Origin of the sequence: Paraburkholderia sp. J94 (assembly GCF_905220285.1) — a bacterium.
GTDB lineage: Bacteria > Pseudomonadota > Gammaproteobacteria > Burkholderiales > Burkholderiaceae > Paraburkholderia > Paraburkholderia tropica_A.
The window spans coordinates 175,690-197,763 of record NZ_CAJMZH010000013.1 but is presented as its reverse complement, the minus strand read 5'-3'; the positions used below and the strand labels follow the sequence as shown (position 1 = coordinate 197,763).

General features: G+C 66.5%; 25 protein-coding genes. 14 read left to right on the top strand and 11 right to left on the bottom strand.

Features of this window, described 5'->3' with window-relative positions:
* Positions 1-160: 160 nt before the first annotated feature.
* Positions 161-1,480, top strand: a complete 1,320-nt coding sequence (shiA, locus tag U4Y88_RS26645; RefSeq protein ID WP_224015010.1) for a shikimate transporter — start codon at positions 161-163, stop codon at positions 1,478-1,480.
* 76 nt (positions 1,481-1,556) lie between these two features.
* Positions 1,557-2,327: an IclR family transcriptional regulator domain-containing protein gene (locus U4Y88_RS26640; RefSeq protein WP_321787496.1), complete on the top strand. Its 771-nt coding sequence runs from the start codon at positions 1,557-1,559 to the stop codon at positions 2,325-2,327.
* 19 nt (positions 2,328-2,346) lie between these two features.
* Here U4Y88_RS26640 and U4Y88_RS26635 read toward each other — a convergent pair whose 3' ends face one another.
* Positions 2,347-3,216, bottom strand: a complete 870-nt coding sequence (locus U4Y88_RS26635) for a LysR family transcriptional regulator (protein ID WP_321787494.1) — start codon at positions 3,214-3,216, stop codon at positions 2,347-2,349.
* Between the two features lie 167 nt (positions 3,217-3,383).
* Between U4Y88_RS26635 and ampC the strand changes: the two genes are divergently transcribed.
* The 5 genes from ampC (at position 3,384) to alr (ending at position 7,567) form a co-directional block, all read left to right on the top strand.
* A complete protein-coding gene (gene ampC / locus U4Y88_RS26630; protein WP_415774507.1) occupies positions 3,384-4,535 on the top strand; it encodes a class C beta-lactamase in 1,152 nt (383 codons plus the stop codon).
* 151 nt (positions 4,536-4,686) lie between these two features.
* Positions 4,687-5,019: a DUF2322 family protein gene (locus U4Y88_RS26625; RefSeq protein WP_321787490.1), complete on the top strand. Its 333-nt coding sequence runs from the start codon at positions 4,687-4,689 to the stop codon at positions 5,017-5,019.
* A gap of 181 nt (positions 5,020-5,200) precedes the next feature.
* Positions 5,201-5,794: an XRE family transcriptional regulator gene (locus U4Y88_RS26620; RefSeq protein ID WP_321787488.1), complete on the top strand. Its 594-nt coding sequence runs from the start codon at positions 5,201-5,203 to the stop codon at positions 5,792-5,794.
* On the top strand, positions 5,791-6,336 hold the full coding sequence (locus U4Y88_RS26615) for a GNAT family N-acetyltransferase (protein WP_321787486.1): 546 nt from the start codon (positions 5,791-5,793) through the stop codon (positions 6,334-6,336). Before U4Y88_RS26620 ends, U4Y88_RS26615 begins: the two co-directional genes overlap by 4 nt.
* Positions 6,337-6,442: 106 nt before the next feature.
* Complete coding sequence (gene alr, locus U4Y88_RS26610) at positions 6,443-7,567, top strand: alanine racemase (protein WP_321787484.1); 1,125 nt, start codon at positions 6,443-6,445, stop codon at positions 7,565-7,567.
* A gap of 22 nt (positions 7,568-7,589) precedes the next feature.
* Here alr and U4Y88_RS26605 read toward each other — a convergent pair whose 3' ends face one another.
* Positions 7,590-8,012, bottom strand: a complete 423-nt coding sequence (locus tag U4Y88_RS26605; protein ID WP_224015026.1) for a carboxymuconolactone decarboxylase family protein — start codon at positions 8,010-8,012, stop codon at positions 7,590-7,592.
* Between the two features lie 149 nt (positions 8,013-8,161).
* Here U4Y88_RS26605 and U4Y88_RS26600 point away from each other — a divergent pair, with 149 nt between their 5' ends.
* The 3 genes from U4Y88_RS26600 (at position 8,162) to U4Y88_RS26590 (ending at position 10,812) form a co-directional block, all read left to right on the top strand.
* Entirely contained in the window at positions 8,162-8,971 is an 810-nt protein-coding gene (locus U4Y88_RS26600) for an AraC family transcriptional regulator (RefSeq protein ID WP_321787482.1), read from the top strand.
* A 115-nt stretch (positions 8,972-9,086) separates the two neighbouring features.
* Positions 9,087-10,172, top strand: a complete 1,086-nt coding sequence (locus U4Y88_RS26595) for a low specificity L-threonine aldolase (protein ID WP_321787480.1) — start codon at positions 9,087-9,089, stop codon at positions 10,170-10,172.
* Between the two features lie 10 nt (positions 10,173-10,182).
* Entirely contained in the window at positions 10,183-10,812 is a 630-nt protein-coding gene (locus U4Y88_RS26590; protein ID WP_321787478.1) for an alanyl-tRNA editing protein, read from the top strand.
* A 17-nt stretch (positions 10,813-10,829) separates the two neighbouring features.
* On the opposite strand, the gene U4Y88_RS26585 is transcribed toward U4Y88_RS26590, so the two are convergent.
* Together U4Y88_RS26585 and U4Y88_RS26580 are read right to left on the bottom strand one after the other, a co-directional pair.
* Positions 10,830-11,711 carry a 4-hydroxy-tetrahydrodipicolinate synthase gene (locus tag U4Y88_RS26585; RefSeq protein WP_321787477.1) on the bottom strand — a complete coding sequence of 294 codons (882 nt, stop codon included), beginning with the start codon at positions 11,709-11,711 and terminating at the stop codon, positions 10,830-10,832.
* Position 11,712: 1 nt separating this feature from the next.
* A complete protein-coding gene (locus U4Y88_RS26580; protein WP_321787475.1) occupies positions 11,713-12,057 on the bottom strand; it encodes a hypothetical protein in 345 nt (114 codons plus the stop codon).
* A gap of 440 nt (positions 12,058-12,497) precedes the next feature.
* Between U4Y88_RS26580 and U4Y88_RS26575 the strand changes: the two genes are divergently transcribed.
* The 3 genes from U4Y88_RS26575 to U4Y88_RS26565 are packed head-to-tail and all read left to right on the top strand — an operon-like array spanning position 12,498 to position 14,999.
* Positions 12,498-13,274, top strand: coding sequence for a DUF4118 domain-containing protein (locus U4Y88_RS26575; RefSeq protein WP_321787474.1), 777 nt, complete (start codon positions 12,498-12,500; stop codon positions 13,272-13,274).
* 46 nt (positions 13,275-13,320) lie between these two features.
* Positions 13,321-14,205 carry an alpha/beta hydrolase gene (locus U4Y88_RS26570; RefSeq protein ID WP_310633807.1) on the top strand — a complete coding sequence of 295 codons (885 nt, stop codon included), beginning with the start codon at positions 13,321-13,323 and terminating at the stop codon, positions 14,203-14,205.
* Between the two features lie 26 nt (positions 14,206-14,231).
* Positions 14,232-14,999, top strand: a complete 768-nt coding sequence (locus U4Y88_RS26565) for a MipA/OmpV family protein (protein WP_415774506.1) — start codon at positions 14,232-14,234, stop codon at positions 14,997-14,999.
* Positions 15,000-15,035: 36 nt separating this feature from the next.
* Here the strand turns inward: U4Y88_RS26565 and U4Y88_RS26560 are convergent, their stop codons facing one another.
* Both U4Y88_RS26560 and U4Y88_RS26555 read right to left on the bottom strand, forming a co-directional pair.
* Positions 15,036-15,410 (bottom strand): BON domain-containing protein, encoded by a 375-nt coding sequence (locus U4Y88_RS26560; protein WP_224015039.1) that lies wholly within the window; start codon positions 15,408-15,410, stop codon positions 15,036-15,038.
* A gap of 122 nt (positions 15,411-15,532) precedes the next feature.
* The gene (locus U4Y88_RS26555) at positions 15,533-16,648 is read right to left on the bottom strand and encodes a PHB depolymerase family esterase (RefSeq protein ID WP_321787470.1); all 1,116 of its coding nucleotides are present in this window, start codon (positions 16,646-16,648) and stop codon (positions 15,533-15,535) included.
* 331 nt (positions 16,649-16,979) lie between these two features.
* On the opposite strand from U4Y88_RS26555, the gene U4Y88_RS26550 reads away from it, so the two are divergent.
* Positions 16,980-17,261, top strand: coding sequence for a DUF4148 domain-containing protein (locus U4Y88_RS26550; RefSeq protein WP_224015042.1), 282 nt, complete (start codon positions 16,980-16,982; stop codon positions 17,259-17,261).
* A 25-nt stretch (positions 17,262-17,286) separates the two neighbouring features.
* Here U4Y88_RS26550 and hutC read toward each other — a convergent pair whose 3' ends face one another.
* The 5 genes from hutC to U4Y88_RS26525 are packed head-to-tail and all read right to left on the bottom strand — an operon-like array spanning position 17,287 to position 22,002.
* Entirely contained in the window at positions 17,287-18,021 is a 735-nt protein-coding gene (gene hutC, locus U4Y88_RS26545; protein WP_321787544.1) for a histidine utilization repressor, read from the bottom strand.
* A 46-nt stretch (positions 18,022-18,067) separates the two neighbouring features.
* The gene (locus tag U4Y88_RS26540) at positions 18,068-19,678 is read right to left on the bottom strand and encodes an HAL/PAL/TAL family ammonia-lyase (RefSeq protein ID WP_224015044.1); all 1,611 of its coding nucleotides are present in this window, start codon (positions 19,676-19,678) and stop codon (positions 18,068-18,070) included.
* Between the two features lie 19 nt (positions 19,679-19,697).
* Positions 19,698-20,489 (bottom strand): ABC transporter ATP-binding protein, encoded by a 792-nt coding sequence (locus U4Y88_RS26535; RefSeq protein WP_224015045.1) that lies wholly within the window; start codon positions 20,487-20,489, stop codon positions 19,698-19,700.
* Positions 20,490-20,514: 25 nt separating this feature from the next.
* The gene (locus U4Y88_RS26530) at positions 20,515-21,261 is read right to left on the bottom strand and encodes an ABC transporter permease (RefSeq protein WP_224015048.1); all 747 of its coding nucleotides are present in this window, start codon (positions 21,259-21,261) and stop codon (positions 20,515-20,517) included.
* 18 nt (positions 21,262-21,279) lie between these two features.
* Entirely contained in the window at positions 21,280-22,002 is a 723-nt protein-coding gene (locus tag U4Y88_RS26525) for an ABC transporter permease (protein WP_224015050.1), read from the bottom strand.
* Positions 22,003-22,074 lie beyond the last annotated feature (72 nt).

Sequence of the window (22,074 nt, the reverse complement as noted above, 5' to 3'; positions counted from 1 at the left end):
GCGTTCGATAAACGCACGCGATTGGGCGATAATCGCGCATTTTGCGCGTTCCGTACATTGCCGAGCCGCCTGCGCGGCTCTATGCTCCGTTTCACCGCTGCGGCAAGTCCCGCGCGTATGTTTGGCGACATAGATCAAAAGCCAGTTTCTGGAGACACTCATGACCCCGACCCTCGACACCACCGGCGCCTCCGAGCCCGCTCCCGCCGCCCGCCCGAGCGGCCAGGCCCGCAAGGCCGCGCTGGGCAGCTTCGTCGGCGCCGTCGTCGACTGGTACGACTTTCTGCTCTACGGGATTGTCGCCGCACTGGTCTTCAATACCGCGTTTTTCCCCAACATCGGCAAGATGGGCACGCTCGCGGCCTTCGCGACCTTCGGCGTGGGCTTCCTGTTCCGCCCGCTCGGCGGCGTGGTGTTCGGCCACTACGGCGACCGCCTCGGACGCAAGCGCATGCTCGTGCTGACCGTCATGCTGATGGGCCTCTCGACGGTCGCCATCGGCCTGCTGCCCACCTTCGCGACGATCGGCTGGTGGGCGCCCGTGCTGCTCGTGCTGCTGCGCGCCATTCAGGGCTTCGCGGTGGGCGGCGAATGGGGCGGCGCGGCGCTGATGGCCGTCGAAAGCGCGCCCAAGCACAAGAAGGCGTTCTATAGCAGCGGCGTGCAGGTCGGCTACGGCGTGGGCCTCGTGCTCGCGACCGGCATCGTCGCGCTGCTCAGCCACCTGCTCGGCGAGACCGCGTTCCGCGCCTGGGGCTGGCGTCTGCCGTTCGTGTTCAGCGTAGTGCTCGTGCTCGTGGGCCTGTGGGTGCGTTCGAGCATGGACGAGTCGCGCGAGTTCGTCGAGAAGGTCGAGCACGGCCATCGCAAGCTCAAGATGCCGGTGCTCGAAGCGCTCACGCGTCATCCGAAGGCCTTCGTCTATATCATCGCGCTGCGTCTGGCCGAACTCTTCACGATGTACATCGTGACCGCGTTCGCGCTTAGCTATTCGACCACGAACCTCGGCCTGTCGCGCGACCTGTTCCTCGGCATCGGCCTGTTCGTCGGCGCGCTGTCGTGCGTGACGATTCCGTGCTTCGCGTGGCTCGCCGACCGCGTCGGCCTGCGCCGCGTCTACCTGATCGGCGCGACGATCGGCCTTGCCAGCGCGGTGCCGTTCTTCCTCGCACTCGAAGCGCGCTCGATCGTCTGGATCGTGATCTTCTCGGTGGCGCTCGCGAACATCGCGCACGACATGGTTGTCAGCGTGCAGCAGCCGCTTTTCACCGAACTGTTCGGCGCCGAATACCGCTATAGCGGCGCGGGCGTGGGCTATCAGTTCGCAAGCGTGGTCGGCGGCGGCTTCACGCCGTTCATCGCCGTGGCGCTGGTCGGCGTGGGCGGCGGCTCGTGGCATCTGGTGGCTGCGTATCTGGCCGTCGGCTGCCTGATTTCGCTGTTCGTGGCGGCGCGCATGAAGCCCGCGCAGGCGCACTGAACGCAAGCGCACATCGACTCACGAGGCCGGGCGCATGCCCGGCCTTTTTCGCTTTCCGGCTTGACGGCGTTCCGCCATGAAAACCACCACTCTCGCCCGCCGCGACTGGATCGCCGGACTCGAAAAAGGCCTCGCGATTCTCGAAGCCTTCGACAACCAGCACGCGCGGATGACCGCGACCCAGGCCGGCGAACGCACGGGCCTGTCGCGCACCGCCGCGCGGCGCTATCTGCTGACGCTCGAATCGCTCGGCTACGTCTACACCGATGGACGCCTGTTCGGCCTCACGCCGCGCGTACTACGCGTGGGCTGGTCGTATTTCGATTCGGCGCGCTTGCCGCGCATGGTGCAGCCGTATCTGCAGCAATTGAGCGCGACGCTCAACGAGTCGGCCTATGTGAGCGTGCTCGACGGCTGGGATCTCGTGGTGATCGCGCGCAACGGCGTCTCGCGCGTGATGACGACGGGCTTCGTGCTCGGCGCGCGCGTGCCCGCGCCGCTGATCTCGCCGGGCGTAGTGCTGCTCGCGTACAAGGAGGATCAGCAGGCGGTATCGAACTGGCTCGACGGCGTGGAGCTCGCGCCCTTCACGGCGCATACGATCACGAGCGCGACGCGTCTGCGCGAGAAAATCGTGCGTGCGCGCGTGGACGGATATGCGCTGATCGAGCAGCAATTGCAGGTGGGCGTGCGCGGCGTGGCGGTGCCGCTGCGCAATCGCAGCGGCGATGTGGTCGCGGCGTTGAGCACGAATATGTCGATCGGCGATGAAAGCCCCGACGACGCCGTGCGACGTGTGCTGCCGCATTTGCAGGAGACGGCGCTGGCGATGTTGAATGTGTTGTGATGGCGATCGGTAAGCGGCGTTAGCGCGCGGCCGCCTCCGCCACGATCCACTCATAAAACGCCTTCATCGCGGGCGTCATCGCCCGCGACTTCAGCCACGCCAGCCAGTAACTCCCGAGCATCACCTCGGCCTCGAACGGCCGCGCCAGCAACCCCGCCTGCAACTCCCGCGCGAACATGCACGCGGGCGCGAGCGCGACGCCCGCGCCCTGCATCGCCGCTTCCGCCATCAACCGCGACGAATCGAAAATCGGCCCGCTCACGGCCCACGCCTCGACTCCGGCGGCGGCGAACCATTCCAGCCATTCGTCGGTGCGATAGGACCGCAGCAGCGTCTCCTTCGCCAGATCGGCCGGCGACGCCAGCCGCCGCGCGATCTCCGGCGCGCACAGCACCGCGTGCGGCGCGTCGAACAGGCGCACGTTATCCGTCGCGGGCCACTTGCCATCGCCGAAGCGAATCGCGAAGTCCAGCCCCTCGCCCGCCAGATCGACGAGATTGTTATTCGTCAGCAGCCGCAGTCCGACGAACGGATGCGCCTCGCGAAACGACTTCAAACGCGGCATCAGCCAGCCGATCGCGAAGGTGCCGACCACACCCACCGTGAGCACTTCGTGCAGACGCCCGCCCTCGAACTGCTTGAGCACCGTTTCGATGCGGCCGAACGCGTCGCTGAGCACGGGCAGCAGCGCGCGCGCCTCGTCGGTCATGCCGAGCCCGCGCGGCAGACGCCGGAACAGCGGCACGCCGAGCCACGCTTCGAGCATGCGCACCTGCTGGCTCACCGCCGCCTGCGTGACCTTGAGTTCGAGCCCGGCGCGCGTGAAGCTCAGATGGCGCGCCGACGCCTCGAAGGCGCGCAGCGCGTGCAATGGCAGATTGGGACGCATCGTGTCGACCTATAAGTTTGGCTTGTGGCTGAGCCAAATTATCGTCGCTTGTCGGGTGGCGGGCAACGCACCACAATCGTCGGCGAAATCGCTGCAATGTGCATGATCCGCCGCCCGGCGGTGTCTGCCGGGCGCTCCACAGACCGACTCCGTCCTCGACCGTGAAAATCACGATAAAACATTTACTGATGTCGATGAGCCTGGCCGCCACTGCTATCGCGACCACCGGCCACGCGCAAGACCGCCTGAAAAACGCCGTCGATGCCGCCATCGCGCCCGTGCAGGCGAAATACGGCGTGCCGGGCCTGATCGTCGGCGTGACCGTGAACGGCAAGCACACGTTCTATCGCTACGGCGTGGCCTCGAAGGCGACCGGCGCACCCGTGCGCGACGACACGCTGTTCGAAATCGGCTCGCTGACCAAGACGTTCACGGCCACGCTCGCGTGCTACGCGCAAGGCGCGGGCAAGCTCGACTTCGCAGCACCGGCCAGCCAGTATGTCGGCGCGCTGCGCGGCAGCGTGTTCGACCACGTGAGCGTGCTCAATCTCGCCACGCATACGTCCGGCCTGCAACTCTTCGTGCCCGACGAGGTGACGAACGAAGCGCAGTTGATCGCTTATTACCGCCACTGGCAGCCCGCGCAGCCCGTCGGCACGCAGCGCGTCTATTCGAATCTCGGCATCGGCCTGCTCGGCATGGTCGCGGCGCAGAGTCTGGGCGAGCCGTATCGCGAGACCGTCCAGCAGCGTCTGCTGCCCGCCTTCGGCCTGACGCACACGTGGCTCGACGTGCCCGCCACGCAGATGCCGAACTACGCGCAAGGCTACGACGCGCACGACACGCCGCTGCGCATGCATCCCGGCGTGCTCGCCGATGAAGCCTACGGGCTGCGCACGACCGCGCCCGATCTCGTGCGCTATCTGGACGCGAACATGGGTCTCGCGCCGCTCGATGCGCCGTGGCAGCGCGCGCTCGCCTGCACGCACACGGGCTATTACACGTCGGGCGCGCTCACGCAGGATCTCGCGTGGGAGCAGTATCCGTGGCCCGTCGCGCTGGCCACGCTGCAAAACGGCAACGGCCCCGTCATGCTGCGCCAGGGCGCGCCCGCCACGGCCATCACGCCGCCGCTGCCGCCGCAAGCCGACGCGCTCATCAACAAGACCGGCTCGACCAACGGCTTCTCGGCTTACACGGCGTTCGTGCCCTCGCAGAAACTCGGCGTGGTGATACTCGCCAACAAGGCCTATCCGATCGACGCGCGCGTAAGCGCCGGATACGCGATCCTCACGGCGCTCGCGAAAGAAAAGCCCTGAAAACACGTGGTATTCCGGCGCGCGGCGCAGCGAGGCGGCGCGCGCGACTGCGGCCCGACGGGCTATCGGCGCGGGGGATCGTCTAAAGGATCGGCTAAAATGCGGCCCACTACGCAATCCTCACGCTTCATCTGACTTAACGGAGTTTTTCATGATTCAACCGGGCAACGTCTTCAAGGACAACCTCGCGCAACTGCCCGCCATCGACGGCATCGAGCGCATCGACCTCGTGAACGGCCAGGGCGCCGTGGTCTCGACGATCGAGAACAAGCCGGGCAAACAAGGCTCGCTCGCGGTCTACCACTACCTGAAGCAAGCCTTCGGCACGCTCGACGCCAAGGCGGCCGAGCACGGCCTCGCAGTGTTCGCCGAGCACACCGCCGACGCGCGCAACCGTCCGGGCGCGCACCCGAACGTCGACCGCCTGCTGGAAGTCGCGGCGGGCGGCGAAGCGCTGCGCATCGACGTGATCGCGGCCGTTTAAGCGACGGCTCCAGGCGTGCGGTCATCGCGGCCGCACGCTTTTTTATCGCATCCATTCATTCGGACTCCAGATTAATTGGCGCTTGAATCCGCCGTTTTCTATGCCGATTTTCCGGCAGTTGACACAGGAATATTGCCCGTCTAGTTTATTGGAACACCGCATCCATAAAACTGGACACAGCATGGACATCCACACCGCCCTCGCCCAGCGTCTGCGCGAACTGCGCGACGCGCGCGGCTGGTCGCTCGACGCGCTCGCCGAACGCAGCACGGTCAGCCGCTCGAATATTTCGCTGATCGAACGCGGACAGAGCAGCCCCACCGCCGTCGTGCTCGACAAACTCGCGACGGCGCTCGGCGTGTCGCTCGCCTCGCTGTTCGAAGCGCCCGACGGCGCGGCGGCCGCCGAACCCTCGCCGCTCGCCACCGCGCAGGAACAGCCGGTCTGGATCGATCCGGCCTCGGGTTACGTGCGCCGCAATCTCTCGCCCGCACTCTGGTCGCCGCTGCAACTCGTGGAAGTGCAGTTTCCCGCGGGCAAGCGCGTGGCCTACGACACCAGCCTGCGCGACGCGGAAATCCATCAGCAGGTCTGGATCATCGAAGGCGAAATGGAGATGACCGTCGGCGAGCAGCGCTGGCGTCTGCGCACTGGCGACTGTCTCGCGATGCGGCTCGACTGCCCGATCGTCTATCGCAATCCCACGCGCAAACCGGCGCGTTATCTCGTGGCGCTGAGCCGCGTCCCCCAAGGCAGCGCAAGGAGCGCAGCATGAACGACACGAACGACATCATCGCGGTGCGCCGCCTCGGCGCGAACGAAGCCGCCGCGAGCCTCGACGCGCTCGCCGACGTGCTGATGGACTGCGTGGAAGGCGGCGCGTCAGTGAGCTTCATGGCGCCGCTCGCGCGCGAGACGGCGCAGGCGTTCTGGCAACGCGTCGCCGATGGCGTGGCCGCAGACGAACGCATTCTGCTGATCGCCGAAGACGCGAGCGGCGCGATCGTCGGCACCGTGCAGATCGTCACGGCGCAGCCCGAAAATCAGCCGCATCGCGCCGATGTCGCCAAGATGCTCGTGCATCGCCGCGCGCGTCGGCGCGGCGTCGGCCAGTTGCTGATGCAGGCCGTCGATACGCACGCGCTGGCCGCCGGAAAAACCGTGCTCGTGCTCGACACCGTGACCGGCGGCGACGCCGAACGGCTCTACGCGCGCAGCGGCTGGCAACGCGCGGGCACCGTGCCGGACTACGCGCTGATGCCCGACGGCGCACTCTGCGCGACGACGTTCTACTACAAGCACCTCGCCACGGGCTGACATTCCGAACCAGTGGTTTCGTCCAAATTTCCGAGAAAATACATTAAAAATAACTGGCCGAAAATCAATACGATTGCACAAACCACTGACCAGGAACCCATCCGCCATGCCGCGTCCGATTGCCGTCCGCATTCATCCCGATGCCATCCGCCACAATCTCCAGATCGCGAAGCAAAGCGCCGAGGGCGCGCGCGTGTGGGCGGTCGTCAAGGCCAACGCGTATGGTCACGGCATCGAGCGCATCTACCCCGCGCTCGCGGCGGCGGACGGCATCGCGCTGCTCGATCTCGATGAAGCCGTGCGCGTGCGCGAGTTGGGCTGGACCGGCCCGATCCTGCTGCTCGAAGGCGTGTTCGATGCCGCCGACGTCGCGACCGCCGTCGCGCACCGCCTGACCGTGACCGTGCACGGCGACGATCAACTGGCGCTGCTCGCGTCCGCCAACACCACGCGGCCGATCGACATCCAGTTGAAGATGAATTCGGGCATGAACCGCCTCGGCTACCGGCCCGACGCCTACCGCGCCGCGTGGGAACGCGCCCGCGCCCTGCCGACGATCGGCGAGATCGGCCTGATGACGCATTTCGCGAACGCCGACGACGGCGCCATCGACTGGCAACTCGACCGCTTCGACGCGGCCACCCAGGACATTCCCGGCGAGCGCTCGCTCGCGAATTCGGCCGCGGTGCTCTGGCATCCGCGCGCGCATCGCGACTGGGTGCGTCCCGGCACGATCCTCTACGGCGCGTCGCCCACGGGCGCGGCGCGGCATATCGAAAGCGTCGGCCTGCGCGCGGCGATGACGCTGACGAGCAAGATCATCGGCGTGCAGACGCTCGCGCCTCAGGAAACCGTGGGCTACGGCCGCACCTACGAAGTCGAGCGGGCGATGCGCATCGGCGTGGTGGCCTGCGGTTACGCCGACGGCTATCCGCGTCACGCGACGACCGGCACGCCCATCATGGTCGACGGCGTGCGCACGCGCGTGGTCGGCCGCGTCTCGATGGACATGCTCACGGTCGATCTCACGCCGTGCCCGGCGGCGAACATCGGCTCGACGGTCGAACTGTGGGGCGAGAACGTCAAGGTCGACGAAGTGGCCGAAGCCTCGGGCACGATCGGCTATGAACTCATGTGCGCGGTCGCGCGCCGCGTGCCGGTGACGATCGATCCGCACACGCACACGCTCGCGGCGCAGGCACGCGAGGAACGCGAAAGCATGGCGGCCTGAGCTTTTTTCAGGCCACGCTGCATCACTCGGGCATTGCCACGCCCATCTCCTCCAGCACCGCCCGCGCGCTGCGAAACGCTTCGCTCGCTGCGGGCGCGCCCGCATACAGCGCGCTGTGCAGCAGCACTTCGCGAATCTCGACGACGCTCGCGCCGTTGTTGATCGCGCCGCGCACATGCCCCTTCAGTTCGGTGCTGCGCCCGAGCGCGGCGAGCATCGCGCAGGTGCACAGGCTGCGTGTCTTGAGATCGAGCCCGTCGCGCAGCCACGTGCTGCCCCATGCGTGTTCGTTGAGCCAGTCCTGCAGCGGACGCGAGAAGCCATCGAGCCCACTCATCGCGCGCTCGACGAACGGCTCGCCCATCACCTGCGTGCGCCGCGCCTTGCCGGCTTCGTAACCTTCGCCGCGCTCGGGCGACTCGCTCGATTCGTTCGGATTGCTCATGATTTCCTCATCGACGATGGTGGATGAATCTTGAAGCGGATTTGCGTCTCTATCGCGTCGGACCGCCGTATTGTGCCTTGAAGTGCCCAAGCGCCGCGCGCCGCCCGGCGGTATACTCCCTCGACACCGCCGCCTCCCGCCCTTTTCCCATGGCCGATTCCGTCCAGTACCACCAGGTCTCCGAGGTTCCCGGCCTCGTGCTGGGCGCCGCGCGTTTCGTCGACTTCAGTTTCGAGCGCCATTTCCATCTCGACCTCCATATCGGGCTGGTGACTGATGGCGTCCAGCGGCAGCGCTTCAACGGCAAGACCGTGCGCGTCGGGGCCGGATGCATCGCGCTGATGCCGCCCGGCGAAATCCACGACGGCGTGGGCGAGGACGGCGACGCCTATACGCTCAAGACCTTCCGCGTCGCGCCCGAACTGCTCGCGAGCGTGGCGCAGGAGATCGGCGGCGCACCGCGCGAACCCGCGCTCGCCGCGACGATGCTCGAAGACCCGGCGCTCGCGCATCGCCTGCTGCGCCTGCACGACGCCATGAGCGCCAACGCCGACGCACTCGCAGTGCAATCGGAATGGCTCGCGCTCGCCGACCTGCTGCTCACGCAAGCGCGCGCGGTCGTGCCCGAGAACGTGCAAGGCGCGCTCTCGCCGCAGCAATGGCAGCGCGTGCGCGACTACTGTTTCGCGCATCTCGCCGAAAAAATCACGCTGGATTCGCTGGCCGAACTATGCAGCCTCGGGCGCTTCGCGTTCCTCAAGCAATTCAAGCAGACGATCGGCATGACGCCGCACGCGTGGCTCGTGCGCCTGCGGCTCGAACACGCGTGCAGCCTGCTGTCGCGGCGTCCGCAGGCGATCGCCAGCATCGCGCAGGCGGTCGGCTTCTACGATCAGAGCCACTTCAACCGCGCATTCCGCCAGGCGTTTGGCGTCGCGCCCTCGACTTACCAGGCCTGAGTCCGCCGTCTCCCGATCCGTCGCGCAATTTTTTACAAGCCGCCGCCGGGGCGCGTGCGCCAGAATGCGTCGATCCGGGCGAGCCATCGTCGCCCGCCAGTCGAGGAACGCAGGCATGAACAGTGAGCGAGCACCCGGCGCGAGTGCGCCGGCATGGGGTTTTACGAGCGACAACATCGCGGGCGCGTCGCCGGAAATCGTCGCGGCCATCGTGGCGAGCAGCACGGGCCAGTCGAGCCCCTATGGCGCCGACGAGATCACCGCGCGCGTCGAGCGCAGGCTCGCCGCAATCTTCGAACGCGACGTGGCCGTGTTCCTCGTGCCGACCGGCACGGCCGCCAACGCGCTGTGCCTGAGCACGATGACGCCGCCGTGGGGCAACGTCTACTGCCATCCCGCGAGTCACATCAACACCGACGAATGCGGCGCGCCCGAGTTCTACACCAACGGCGCGAAGCTCGTGACGCTCGACGGCCCGGCGGCCAAACTCGATGCCGATAAACTGCGCGCCGCCGCGCGCGTCAAGGTCGGCGACGTACATTCGACGCAGCCCGCCTGCGCGAGCATCACGCAGGCCACCGAAGTCGGCAGCGTCTACACGCTCGATGAAATCGCGGCCATCGGCGAAGCGTGCAAGGCCGCCTCGATCAAGCTGCACATGGACGGCTCGCGCTTCGCGAACGCGCTCGTCTCGCTCGGCTGCACGCCCGCCGAGATGACGTGGAAAGCGGGCGTCGACGCCCTCTCGCTCGGCGCGACGAAGAACGGCGTGCTCGCCGCCGAAGCCATCGTCCTGTTCGACACAAACCTGGCCGCCGAAATGGGTTATCGCCGCAAACGCGCGGGCCATCTGTTCTCGAAGATGCGCTTTCTTTCCGCGCAAATGGACGCGTATCTGAGCGACGATCTGTGGCTGCGCAACGCGCGCCACGCGAACGACATGGCGCGTCGTCTCACGCAAGGGCTCGCGACGGTGCCGGGCGTCGAAGTGATGGGCGAAACGCAGGCCAACATCATCTTTTGCCGTCTGCCGCAGCCGGTCAGCGAGGCGCTCGTGCAAGCCGGATTCCAGTTCTATCGCGACCGTTGGGGGCCGAATGTCGTGCGTTTCGTGACCTCGTTCTGCACCGCGCCGGACGCCGTCGAGAGCCTGATCGCGCACGCGCGCGACGCGGCCTCGCAGGCTCGCGCTCGCTCGTGAGGACGCGGCCATGACGCAACGCCTCTATCTGCACAGCGACGATCTGCACATGGACAGCATCGCGCTGCGCTGCACGCGCACGGACGAGGGCCACTATCAGGTCGTGTTGTCGGCGACGCTGTTTCATCCACAAGGCGGCGGCCAGCCCTCGGACATCGGCACGATCGGCGCGGCGAACGTGCTGCGCGCGCTGCTCGAAGGCGACGAGGTAATCCACATTTGCGACGCTGAAGTGCCGCTCGGCAGTGTGCCTCTGCGCGTCGATGCCGACGCGCGCGACCTGCACACGCGCCTGCATTCGGCGGGGCATTTGCTCGGCTATTGCGGCGAGCAGCTTGGCTGGAAGCCCGTGAAGGCGCATCACTGGCCGGGCGAGGCGCGCGTCGTGTTCGAAAGCCATAGCGCCGCGCCGCCCTTCTCCGCCGAGTTCATCGAGCAGCACGCGAACGCCCAGGTCGCCGACGATCTGCCACGTCATAGCCAGTTCGAAGGCGCGGTGCGCAAGATCGGCTTCGGCGCGCAACCGGCCTATCCTTGCGGCGGCACGCACGTGGACTCGTCCGCGCGCGTGGGCAAGATCGTCGTATCGAAGGTGAAGGAGAAGAAGGGCCAGCTATCGGTGCATTACGCGATCGAGTGAGCGGCCCCGCGCAATCGTCACGCGTTCTGCGCCAGTTCCGCGCGCAGATCGTCGAGCGCGGCGCGCGCGATTTCCAGCCGCGTGATCAAGGCCGGCGACGCGCTCGCGATCGGCATGCGCGTCTCGTGCGAGAGACGCCCTTCCAGCGCGAGCATCGCCTTGATCGCACTCGGATTCGGCGCCGCGAACAACAGGCGCAACACGGGCACGAAGCGCTTGAACAGATCGGCGGCCGCTTCGTGCCGCGCCGCTTTCGCGAGCGCGAGCACGTCGCGCAGCAGGTCGCCGCACACGTGCGCGCCCGCGAGAATGCCGCCCGTGCCGCCCGCGTTCAGGCAGTCGAGAAACGCCTCGTCGCTGCCGCAGAGCATCGCGATGGGCAAGCCGCCGAGCGCGTCGAAACGCTCGCGCACGCAGGCCTTGATCGCGACGATATTGCCGATGTCGGCCAGCTCGCACACGGTCTGCGCCTCGATCGCCACGCCGGTGCGATGCGGCACGTCGTAGAGCACGATGGGCCGCGCCGTCGCACGCGCGATCTGCTCGAAATGCCAGGCCACGCCGCGCTGATCGGGGCACACGTAAGCAGGCGCGGAAACGAGAAAACCCGCCACGTCCCAGTGTTCCAGCCGGTTCATCTCGCGCACGAAGGCGCGCGTATCGCTGCCGCCGATGCCCGCAAGCACCGGCACGCGTTGCGCGGCCACATCGGTCACCGCCTGCAGCACGGCGGCGCGTTCCACCTCGTCGAGCAGCGCGGCCTCACCCGTCGTGCTCAACGCCACGAGACCGTCGACGCCTTCATTCACGTAATGCTCGGTGAGCGCCTGCAAGGCGTCGATATCCACTTCGCCGTGGCGCATCGGCGTGACGATCGGCAACCAGATTCCCTCGAACATATCAGCAATCCTTAGCATCTTGACGCGGACGCAACGCGCAGATCGTCGCTTCGGGCACGCAATTCATCAGTGTATGCAGCGTGAACGCGAAGTCCTCGGGCGCGATATCGAAGCGCACACAAAGCGTCTCGCGCGTGAGCGCGGTTTGCACCACATAGATGCCGAGCGGCGACTGATAGAGCGCGGCCAGGTGCGCGCGGGCGGCGTCGTGCGTGCGCGCATCGAGCCTGATATCGAGCCACGCACGCGGCGCGCGCAGCGGCACGACTTTGGCGCGCGGGCGCGCCGATTGGGAAAGCGTAGCGGGAACATCGACAGCAATAGTGCGGGAATGGGCGTGAGCCATACGATCGGGCGAGCATCTCGCCGGTGATGAAGACACACCTAGCGTAGTGCGGATCGCGTAAAACTGGTGTTAAAACTTCAGATGCGCATGGCAATTAAAAGCGCCTCATTCGCATTTATCGACGACGCATTGACGAGAAATACTTGCATTTCCATATCGCTTTTATTCGCTTGGATTGACGTTGCTCGACAACCTGAAACTTATCGTCAAAATGGAAAGTAATTCGAAAGAATTTTACGGAAAAAACCTTTGTAATCAGTGGTAACATGCGCAGCCGGTGAGGAAATTAGCCGATATAAATATCCTCTGTACTGGTTGGAAACGCATTGCCTGCGGCATAACGAGTCCGACCCGCTTCCTTATTCATTAGAAAGAACGCGCCAGCGTCCGCCGCCGCACGATCGCGACGAAACGCCTTGAGGTTGGCGCCATTGCATGCCATGAAAGTCCGTAATGCCCGCCTTTGGGCACCCCGAGGTCCACGCCGCTGGTGTCTCGCAGCCGGCGCGCTCGCCATCGCGGCAGCCCTCCGTATCGCCCTGCATCCGGTGCTCGGCCCCATCATGCCCGCTACCGGGTTCTGCATCACCGCCGCGCTGGTCGAATACTATCTCGGTCTTGCTCCCGCGCTCACGGTGATGGTGTTCGGTCTCGGTATCGCCGATTATCTGTTCGTGCCTCCTTACGGCAATATTACGTATTTCGATCGACACGACCTGATCCTTGTCGTGTCGTATCCGCTCGTCACGCTGATCGTAATTACCTTGATCGAGCGCCTGCGGCGCGAGCAATGCCGCGCGCAATTGATCGCCTCGGTCGCGCAATCGCGCTACGAAATGCTGCTGCGTCACGACAACGAGCGCGCGCTCGCCCGCCGCGCCGTCGACGAAACGCATCGTCTGCTGCGCCATCTCGCGCAGCATCACGACGGCTTCATTCTCATCAAGGCGCTCGAAACCAATGCCGCGCAGCGCGCGAGCGTGGGACAGAGCGCCGGTTCCGCGCTGCCGCAGGCGAGTGAGATCGCGCCCGGCCCGCTGTTCGATGCAGTCCATCCCGACGACGTGCAGCGCCTCGGCAATACGCTGTGGCCCGGCCATCATCGCGTGCGCCTGCGGCGCGCGCCGCACGAGCGCGAGCATCGGCTCACGAATTGCACCTGCGAGCGCTTCACGACGCACGCGGGCGAATTCCTCGTGCTGCGTACGGAGGCCTGACATGGCGACGATCGAACACCCTCCCGTCGCCGTGAAAGCGCCGGCCATGCAGGCCGCGCGTTTTTTCCACGAAGGCGATTCGCACGCCGTGCTGCTGCTGCACGGCCTTTCCAGTTCGCCGCTCGAATTGCGTTATCTCGCGCGCTATCTGCAGAACGAAGGCTTCACGGTCTGCGCGCCCGTTATCGAAGGCTATAGCGCGGGATCGCCGGTGCAGACGATGGAGCGCTGGCTCGAAGGCGCCGTGCGCGAATTCGACGCGCTGGCTGCGCGCTACGCGCGTGTGTCGGTCTGCGGATTGTCGATCGGCGGCGCGCTGGCGCTGCGACTCGTGCACGCACGCCCGGCCGCGCAGTCGCTCGTGCTGCTTTCGCTCACGCTCGCCTACGACGGCTGGGCGATTCCGTGGTATCGCTTCCTGCTCGATTGCGCGTATTACACGCCAATGCGCCACATCTACCAGTATCGCGAAGCCGAACCCTTCGGATTGCGAAACGAAGCGCTGCGCGCGAAGATCGCGCGTGCGATGCAGCGCAACGCGTTCAGCGAAGTCGGCCCCTCGACGATTGCGCTGCCCGCGCTGCATCAGGCGCTGCGGCTCTCGCGCGCCGCGCGCAAGGACGTGGCCGAGATCGAGAACGACACGCTCGTGATCCATTCGATCGACGACGAAACCTCGAGCCCGCGCAATCCGCGCTACGTGATCGAGCATATCGGCGCAAGCTTGCTGCGCACGGTCTGGCTCGACGATTCGTATCACATGATTACGTCGGACAACGAACGCGAGATCGTCGCGCGCGAGACCGCGCTGTTTCTGCGCGAAAGCGAAATCGCGCGCGGCGCACGCGACGCGCAAAGCCAGCCCGTGGTGTCGAAGGCACTGGCGCGGCGCTTGCGCCAACTGGCGGCCGTGGGAAGGAAAAACACGTGAGGCCGCTGCCAAAACTCGCTGGCGTGATGGGCTTGGCGTGCGTGGCCGCGCTCGCCTGCGTTCGCCCCGCATGGGCCGACGATGCGCCGCAAGCTGCACAAGCGGACTCACCGTGGAAGATCTCGATCGGACCGGGCATGTATATCGCGCCCGAGTACCCGGGCGCGCGCCATTTGAAGGTGTATCCGTTCCCGTCGCTCGATATCTCGTACCGCGACCGCATCTTCTCGCAAGGCCCTGACGTGCTCGGCGTGAACGTGTTCCGCGGCGAGAACTATCACGTGGGCGCGTCGCTGAGCTTCGACTTCCAGTCGCGCAACGTCGCCGACGATCCGCATCTGCGCGGACTCGGCAACGTCGACGACGGCCCCAAGCTGCGCCTGTTCGCCGACTACACGCTATGGGCCTTCACGGGCGCGGCCGCCGTGTATCAGGACATCAGCGGGCACGGTCAGGGCACGACGGCTTCACTCGATCTGTACGCGTCGCTGCCGCTCACGGGCTGGCTGTTCTCGGTCGGTCCTGGCCTCACGTGGGCCAATGCGCTCTACACGCGCACGCTGTTCGGCGTGTCGGATGCGCAGAGCGAGGCGTCCGGCTTGCCGCAATACGCCACCGGCTCCGGCGTGCGCGACGTGCACATGACGTTCTACGCGACGCACGATTTCTCGAAGCACTGGGTCGGCTCCGTCAACGCGACGCTCGGCCGCCTCGAACACTACGCCGCGGGCAGTCCGATCACCGAGCGCCGCCGCGAACTCACCACTTTCGCCGCGCTGAATTACCGCTTCTGATCGCCCGCTTCCGGTCACCTGCTACTCGTCACGCTGCTAGCCGTTGCCGCCGTGAAAGAGCGTCAGCTTGTTCGATACGGACGTCACGCCCTGCACCGAGCGCGTCACCTCTTCCGCCTGGCGGATCTGGTCGCCGCTGCGCACGGTGCCGCTCAAGGTCACGGCGCCGCTGCGCGCCCGCACGAACACGCCTGAAACGTCGAAGCCCTGCGCCTTCGCCAGCGCGCGGCGCACCGCGTGAGACAGGGCACGATCGGCCTTGGTCGCCTTCTGGCTCGCGGACGCGGTCTGCGCGGCCTGCGCGGGCATCGACGACGCCTCGGCGGGAGGGCTATCCGTCTGGGCATACGCGGCGACGCCGCCGCTCAGCGCCACGCAGGCGCACACGCTTCGCAACAGAGTGAGTGTCATGACGATCTCCGTGGGGATGCGGATCGGCCGCGCAAGCCATGCGCGGCTGTTACGGTTATACGCCAGACGCGCGCGACGGGTCGCCTGGCTGCAACGGCAGCACCAGCATCGCCCGCAGAATACTAAGCAGTCCTTTTCTGCCGACGAAAGAATTGCCAGAGCATCGCGGTCGATTCTGGACCGCGCCCCGAATGAAACGCCTCGCGCGGATCGCCGCCGCTCCACGCGTGACCGAGCCCGCGAATCACGCAGACGCGCACGATCAAACGCCCGCCTTTCAGATAATCGACATAGTCCGCGCCGTCGCGCTCGAACGCACGCTCCTCGCCCACGCGCAACACGCCCTGCGCATCGACAAGCCGATTGACGCGCGCGAACTCCACGCCCAGTTGCAGCGCATTGCGCCGCGCCACCACGGCGTCGATCTCGCCATGCACGATCATCGCGGGCATGCCCGGATACGTCTGCACGTCGACGGTGCCGTCGATCAGTTGCGCGGGCTCCTCGCGGCTGCCGCGCCGCATGACGCTCATCGCGCTCATCGTCGACGTGGCCGCGCCGAACACCGGCCCCGAATGCAGCCCCACGGCCGCGAACAGTCGCGGATGCCGTATCGCGAGTTGCGCCGCGAGTCCCGCGCCCGCCGACATGCCCGCGAGATAGACGCGCGCGTCGTCGAAACCGTACTCGCGCACGAGCGCCGCGACGAGCGACGCCACGGCGGGCGCTTCCGTCTGCGCCGCGTCGCCGTGCCAGTGCCAGCAGCGCTGCGCGTTCGCGGTCTTGGCCTGCTCCGGCAGCAGCACGGCGAAACCGGCGCGCTCCGCGAGCTTGCAGATGCGCGTGCCCGCCGCGAACGACGCCGCCGTCTGCTTGCAGCCGTGCAGCATGACGACGAGCGGCAAGCCCGCGCGCGGCGAATAACTCGCGGGCAAATACAACTCGTAGGCGAGATGGTTGACGAGGTGGCCCGGCAAAGGCGGCGCGGAATGAAACGAGCGGACCCATTTTCCCGGCACGCCGGACGGCGTGGCGCGCGCCGCCATGCGTTTGACCGCGGGCTGGCGCTTCGCGGCGGGTTTGATGACGGGCTTGAGGACAGACGTGGCAGCGGCCTTCGTGCCCCGCTTCTTCAGCCCGGATTTCGCGGCTTTCGGCGGCTTGACGGGCCGCACGCCGAGCGCGCTTGAAAGCAGATCGAAACCTCTGAGCCAGACGCTCGACTTTTTGCGGGGCATGGGCAGCGGCGCCGAAGTGTGCGGAGAGACGTGTGCGGAAATTCGCGGTGCTTCGTGGTGTTTCGCGGATCTTGCGTGTTCGCGCCCTTCAATGCGGACGCGGTTCGAAACCGCGCGCGGGCAGCCTGCCACACGCGCTCGCCTCACTGTATCGCGACCGCCAAACCCGCGCTTTGGACGCGCTCGCCTTAGCCGAACTCGACGCCCGCGCGAGTTAACTTTTCTTCATCAAGCCGTCTCTTTTCTGATAAGTCCAGGCCACTACGCTATGCAACATGGAGCGAGCAATGACACCCGCATCGCTCCTCACTCAACCGTAATGGAGAAACAGATGAAAGCCCTCATGATCGCCGCCGCCCTTGCAGGTATCGCCACCACCACGACCGCCTTCGCGCAGACGAACGTCGGCTCGGCGCCGAATTACGGCACGCATCAAGCCGCGCCCACGCAGGTGAAATACGTCGGCGCGGCCGCATCGGCGGAACAATGGGTGCCGCCGTACGGTCAGGCCGTCAAGCCGCTCACGCGTGCCCAGGTGTATCAGGATCTCGTGCACGCCGAGCAGGACGGTCAGCTCGCGTATCTGGATTCGGTGGTGTACGCGCACTCGTAATGCGCGCCGCGAAGGCAGGCGCGGCTCAAACCGCGCCCGCCAGATGAAAGCGTGACGCCGGATGCCAGAGTTGCACGGCCGTCGCCACGTCGTCGCCGACCCAGGTGCGCCGCCATAGCATCAGGCAAGGCTCGCCGATTTCCATCGCGAGATGGCGGCGAATCTGCGCATCGGGCTTGCGCGCGTAAATGCGGAATTCCGCGCGCTGGATCGGCGCGAGCCGCACCATATACTCGTTCGGCGTTTCGAGCGTGAAGTCCTGCTCCAGATAACGCGGAAACAACCGCGGATTCACATAGCGGTCCTCGAACTGGATTGGTTCGTTATCCTCCATATGTACGATGGAGGAATGGAACACCGGACCGCTTTTCAATTCGAGTTCGTCGATCGCGGTGGACCATCCGCTCGCTTCGAGCGCGATCACGCGCGCCGCGTGACGATGGCCGCGCGAGGCGATTTCGTCCGCGATATTGCGGATATCCAGCACCGTCGATTCGTAATCGCGCGGCGCGACGAAGGTGCCCGATCCCTGTACACGCGTCAGCACGTGTTCCGCGGTCAGTTCGCGCAACGCGCGCGAGACCGTCATGCGCGCCACGCCGAACTCCTTCACGAACTCGGTTTCCGAGGGAATCGCATCGCCCGGCTTCCAGGTGCCGTCTGCGATATGCCCCATCACGTAACGCTTGATCTGCTCATAGGGCGGCGCGACCTTGCGCGGCGCGGACGGCGTGCGCCGCGCCGTGCTTTCGGCCTGCATCGGAGCGCTCATGTCGGTCATGTTCTCGTTGCGCCTCGAACCGCGTTCAGCTGCCGACCACGCCCGGCATCGCATCGTTGGCGGACGCCGCGCCCGCGCCTGCGACGGGCTCGACCGGCGCGGGCGTCCAGCGCTCGGGCGTCGACGGCAAATCGAACGGATCGGGCAGCGGCGGCGGTCCGCCATCGGCGATCAGGTGGAAGGCCAGCGTCATGTCTTCCGCAAGCGGGCGGTCGTCGCAATAGGTCGGCAGCACGCCGCGCACCTGCGTATAGAGCGCTTCCGTGTACGGCGCGCGCGCCGCCGCGAGCGGCTGCAGATCGTAGGCCTGCGCCGCCGCCAGCAGTTCGATGCCGACAATGCGGCTGCTGTTTTCGATGACCGCGAGCGCCTTGAGCGCAGCGGGCGTCGCGTGACACAGATGATCTTCCTGCAAGCCGGACGTCACCCCGCCGTCGAGGCTCGCGGGCGCGGCTTCGCGGCGGTTCTGCGCGACCAGCGCGGCCGCCGTGTACTGCGCGATCATGAAGCCCGAACGCGTGCCGCTCGCTTGCGCGAGGAACGCGGGCAGTCCGCTCACGAGCGGATTCACGAGGCGGTCCAGACGCCGCTCCGCCATCGCCGCGACCTGCGCGACAGCGGCGGCGAGGCTGTCCATCGCCAGCGCGATCGACGCGCCCACCGCGTGCGCCTGCGAATACACGCGAGGTTCATCAGGTGTCCCAACGACAATCGGATTGTCGGTCGTCGACGCGAGTTCGCGATTCACCACTTCCGCCGTCGCGGCCAGCACGTCGCGCGCCGCGCCGTGCACGTGCGGAATCGTCCGCATGCTGAGCGGATCCTGAGTGCGCCGCCCGAGCGCCGCCGCCAGCAGGCCGCTGCCCGCGAGCGCCGCGCGCATGCGAGCGCCGACTCGCGCGAGGCCCGGCGAAACGCGAAACGCCAGCGAGCCCGCGTCGAACGCCGCCATCTGCCCGCCGAGATTTTCGAAGCTCATCGCGGCGACCGCGTCGGCCCAATCGAGCAGCCAGTGCGCGCGTTGCAGCGCGAGCGCCGCGAGCCCCGTCACGCACGGCGTGCCGTTCACGAGGCTCAAACCCTCCTTCGCCTGCAGCGACAGCGGTTCGAGTCCGAGCCGCCGCAACGCTTCGGCGCCGCTCAGCCGCTCGCCGCGCCAGCGCGCGTGACCTGCGCCCACGCACACGAGCGCGATATGCGCCATGTGACTCAGATAACCGACCGAACCGAGCGCCGGCACTTCGGGCAGGCAATCGGCTTCGAGCAGCGCCACGAGCCGCTCGACGAGTTCGACGCGCACGCCCGAATGCCCATGCGCGTAGTTGTTGATGGCGGCGGCCATGATCGCGCGCGTTTCCTGCGCGCCCAGCGGCTCGCCCACGCCCACCGCGTGGCTCATCAGAATGTTGTGCGACAGCGCGTGCTGTTCGGCGGGCGACACGACCACGTCGCACAGCGCGCCGACCCCCGTGTTCACGCCATACGCGCGGATATTGCGGGTGATGATCTGCTCGACCAGAGCACGCGCGGCGCCGATGCGCTCGCGCGCGTCGGGTGCCAATTCGAGCGGCGCGCCCGCGGCGACGGCGCAGATTTCGCGCCAGTCCAACGGGCGCGTGGAACGGATGACTGACATGATGAACTCGGTCCGGGAATCAGTGAGCGTTGCGGTCCTGGTGGCTCGACACGAACTGGCGGAAGCGTTCCGACTTGTGTTCGCCGAATACCTCGTCGGGCGTGCCGTCCGAATCGACCTGGCCTTGATGCAGGAACATCACGCGATTCGACACATGTTTCGCGAAACCCATTTCGTGGGTGACGACGAGCATCGTGCGGCCCTCGTCGGCGAGCGCGCGCATCACACGCAGCACTTCGCCCACGAGTTCGGGATCGAGCGCCGACGTCGGCTCGTCGAACAACATCACCTTCGGATGCATCGCGAGTGCGCGCGCGATGGCCACGCGCTGCTGCTGGCCACCGGACAGATGGGCCGGATAGTGCGCACGCTTGTCGGCGAGACCGACCTTGGCGAGCAGCGCCTCGGCTTCCTCGATCGATTCCGCGCGCGTGCGCTTGAGCACGCGCATCGGCCCTTCGATGAGGTTTTCGAGCACGGTCATGTGCGACCAGAGATTGAAGTTCTGAAACACCATGCCCAGCTGCGAGCGCACGCGGTCCACCTGGCGGCGGTCCTCGGGTTGCAGTTTGCCGTCGCGGCGGCGCTTCATTTTCAGCGCTTCGCCGCCGAGCGCCACGGAACCGTCATCGGGCATTTCGAGCAGATTCAGGCAGCGCAGGAAGGTGCTCTTGCCCGATCCGCTCGCGCCGAGAATCGAAATCACATCGCCTTCGTGGGCGTCGAGCGAAATGCCCTTGAGGACGTGATGGTCGCCGAACGACTTGTGAATGTTCTTCACGGACAGGGCGACCGGTGCGGATGCGTTCATACGTTTCTCCGGGGGGATGCGCCGCTCACGAAGCGGCGCGACGGGTTTCGAGTTGCGTGGCGGTACGGCGGGCAGACACGGGCGCGGCGCGCAGATGGCGCGACAGGCGGCGCTCCAGCAGCCCGATCAGGCGAACCACGAGGAAATTCAGGCACAGATAGATCAGCGCGGCGCAAGCGAACACTTCAGTGGTCCGATAGGTCTGCTGAATGATTTGCTGCGCGACGCCGGTGACTTCCCACACGGTGACGAGGCTCGCGAGCGCCGTCGACTTCACGAGCAGCACCGCTTCAGTCGAATACGCGGGCAGACACTGGCGCAGCGCGATCGGGGCAATCACGCGGCGCAGCAGCGAGAAGCCCGAAAGACCGACCGCATAGCCCGCCTCGATCTGCCCGACCGGCACCGCCATCAGGCCGCCGCGAATGATCTCGGCCGTGTAGCCCGCCGTGCACAGCGCGAGCGAAAGCACGGCGCACACATAGGGCTCGCGCAGCACGGGCCACAGAAAACTTTCACGGATCACGCCGAACTGGCCGAGCCCGTAATAGACGAGAAACATCTGGATCAGCAGCGGCGAGCCGCGAAACACGAGGATGTACGCACGCGCGAAGCGATTGGGCAGCCAGTGCGGCGAGACGCGCATCGTGACGATCACGAGCGACAGCAGCCCGCCGATCACGAGCGAGGCGAAGAACAGGCCCAGCGTGACCGGCACCGCCGCGATCAACTGGCGCGTGGTGTCGAGAAGAAAGTCGAAGTCGATTTGCATGATGGGGCCGCTCTGGCGTCAGTTGCGCGCGAAGTTGCGCTTGAAGGAGCGGCCGACAATCGCCTCCGCCCGGCCGAACACGCGGTTCGATACACCCGTCATCGCGAGATACAGTGCGCCGCCCACGACGAAGAACAGGAAATACTGATGCGTCGATCCCGCCGCCACCTGGCTCGCGCGCAGCAACTCGACGAGACCGGTCACCGAGATCAGCGCGGAATCCTTGAGGCTCAATTGCCAGACATTGCCGATACCTGGCAATGCGAAACGAAGCACCTGAGGAATCAGGATGCGGCGCGCCATCGTGAGCGTGGGCATGCCGATCGCGCGCGCAGCTTCGAGTTCGCCGCGCGACACCGCCTGCACGGCGGCGCGGTAAACCTCGGCCTGATACGCGCCGGAAATCATGCCCACCGCGAATGCGCCGATCACGAACGGCGGCACGCCGATGAAGCCGTCCGCGCCGAACCACTGCCCGATCGAGGACACCAGCGACGAGCCGCCGAAATAAAACAGATAGATGACGAGCAGTTCCGGCACGCCGCGAAACACCGTCGTGTAGAAGTCGCCGATCACGCGCGCCGTGCGAAAGCGCGAGAGCTTGGCGGCCGCCACCAGCGCGCCGAACACCGCGCCGATCGCGAGCGCCGCGATCGTCAGCACCACCGTCATGAGCGCGCCGAGCAGGAGCACACCGCCCCAGCCTTCGGTCCCGAAACCGAGCATTTGGAAAAGAGCCATCACGCCACCTCAAGCAAGCCTGCGAAACCCACCGCGCGACAACCGCCGTTCACACCGGACCGGACGGTCGCG

What these genes read in the sequence shown, in the direction of transcription:
- U4Y88_RS26535 (WP_224015045.1), bottom strand. Translation starts at nt 20,489, where the DNA reads ATGAACGCATCCGCACCGGTCGCCCTGTCCGTGAAGAACATTCACAAG.
- shiA (WP_224015010.1), top strand. Translation starts at nt 161, where the DNA reads ATGACCCCGACCCTCGACACCACCGGCGCCTCCGAGCCCGCTCCCGCC.
- U4Y88_RS26620 (WP_321787488.1), top strand. Translation starts at nt 5,201, where the DNA reads ATGGACATCCACACCGCCCTCGCCCAGCGTCTGCGCGAACTGCGCGAC.
- U4Y88_RS26585 (WP_321787477.1), bottom strand. Translation starts at nt 11,711, where the DNA reads ATGTTCGAGGGAATCTGGTTGCCGATCGTCACGCCGATGCGCCACGGC.
- U4Y88_RS26565 (WP_415774506.1), top strand. Translation starts at nt 14,232, where the DNA reads ATGGGCTTGGCGTGCGTGGCCGCGCTCGCCTGCGTTCGCCCCGCATGG.
- U4Y88_RS26640 (WP_321787496.1), top strand. Translation starts at nt 1,557, where the DNA reads ATGAAAACCACCACTCTCGCCCGCCGCGACTGGATCGCCGGACTCGAA.
- U4Y88_RS26575 (WP_321787474.1), top strand. Translation starts at nt 12,498, where the DNA reads ATGAAAGTCCGTAATGCCCGCCTTTGGGCACCCCGAGGTCCACGCCGC.
- U4Y88_RS26595 (WP_321787480.1), top strand. Translation starts at nt 9,087, where the DNA reads ATGAACAGTGAGCGAGCACCCGGCGCGAGTGCGCCGGCATGGGGTTTT.
- U4Y88_RS26615 (WP_321787486.1), top strand. Translation starts at nt 5,791, where the DNA reads ATGAACGACACGAACGACATCATCGCGGTGCGCCGCCTCGGCGCGAAC.
- hutC (WP_321787544.1), bottom strand. Translation starts at nt 18,021, where the DNA reads ATGCAGGCCGAAAGCACGGCGCGGCGCACGCCGTCCGCGCCGCGCAAG.
- U4Y88_RS26550 (WP_224015042.1), top strand. Translation starts at nt 16,980, where the DNA reads ATGAAAGCCCTCATGATCGCCGCCGCCCTTGCAGGTATCGCCACCACC.
- U4Y88_RS26580 (WP_321787475.1), bottom strand. Translation starts at nt 12,057, where the DNA reads ATGGCTCACGCCCATTCCCGCACTATTGCTGTCGATGTTCCCGCTACG.
- U4Y88_RS26555 (WP_321787470.1), bottom strand. Translation starts at nt 16,648, where the DNA reads ATGCCCCGCAAAAAGTCGAGCGTCTGGCTCAGAGGTTTCGATCTGCTT.
- U4Y88_RS26530 (WP_224015048.1), bottom strand. Translation starts at nt 21,261, where the DNA reads ATGCAAATCGACTTCGACTTTCTTCTCGACACCACGCGCCAGTTGATC.
- U4Y88_RS26570 (WP_310633807.1), top strand. Translation starts at nt 13,321, where the DNA reads ATGCAGGCCGCGCGTTTTTTCCACGAAGGCGATTCGCACGCCGTGCTG.
- U4Y88_RS26560 (WP_224015039.1), bottom strand. Translation starts at nt 15,410, where the DNA reads ATGACACTCACTCTGTTGCGAAGCGTGTGCGCCTGCGTGGCGCTGAGC.
- U4Y88_RS26590 (WP_321787478.1), top strand. Translation starts at nt 10,183, where the DNA reads ATGACGCAACGCCTCTATCTGCACAGCGACGATCTGCACATGGACAGC.
- U4Y88_RS26525 (WP_224015050.1), bottom strand. Translation starts at nt 22,002, where the DNA reads ATGGCTCTTTTCCAAATGCTCGGTTTCGGGACCGAAGGCTGGGGCGGT.
- U4Y88_RS26635 (WP_321787494.1), bottom strand. Translation starts at nt 3,216, where the DNA reads ATGCGTCCCAATCTGCCATTGCACGCGCTGCGCGCCTTCGAGGCGTCG.
- U4Y88_RS26540 (WP_224015044.1), bottom strand. Translation starts at nt 19,678, where the DNA reads ATGTCAGTCATCCGTTCCACGCGCCCGTTGGACTGGCGCGAAATCTGC.
- U4Y88_RS26625 (WP_321787490.1), top strand. Translation starts at nt 4,687, where the DNA reads ATGATTCAACCGGGCAACGTCTTCAAGGACAACCTCGCGCAACTGCCC.
- U4Y88_RS26600 (WP_321787482.1), top strand. Translation starts at nt 8,162, where the DNA reads ATGGCCGATTCCGTCCAGTACCACCAGGTCTCCGAGGTTCCCGGCCTC.
- alr (WP_321787484.1), top strand. Translation starts at nt 6,443, where the DNA reads ATGCCGCGTCCGATTGCCGTCCGCATTCATCCCGATGCCATCCGCCAC.
- U4Y88_RS26605 (WP_224015026.1), bottom strand. Translation starts at nt 8,012, where the DNA reads ATGAGCAATCCGAACGAATCGAGCGAGTCGCCCGAGCGCGGCGAAGGT.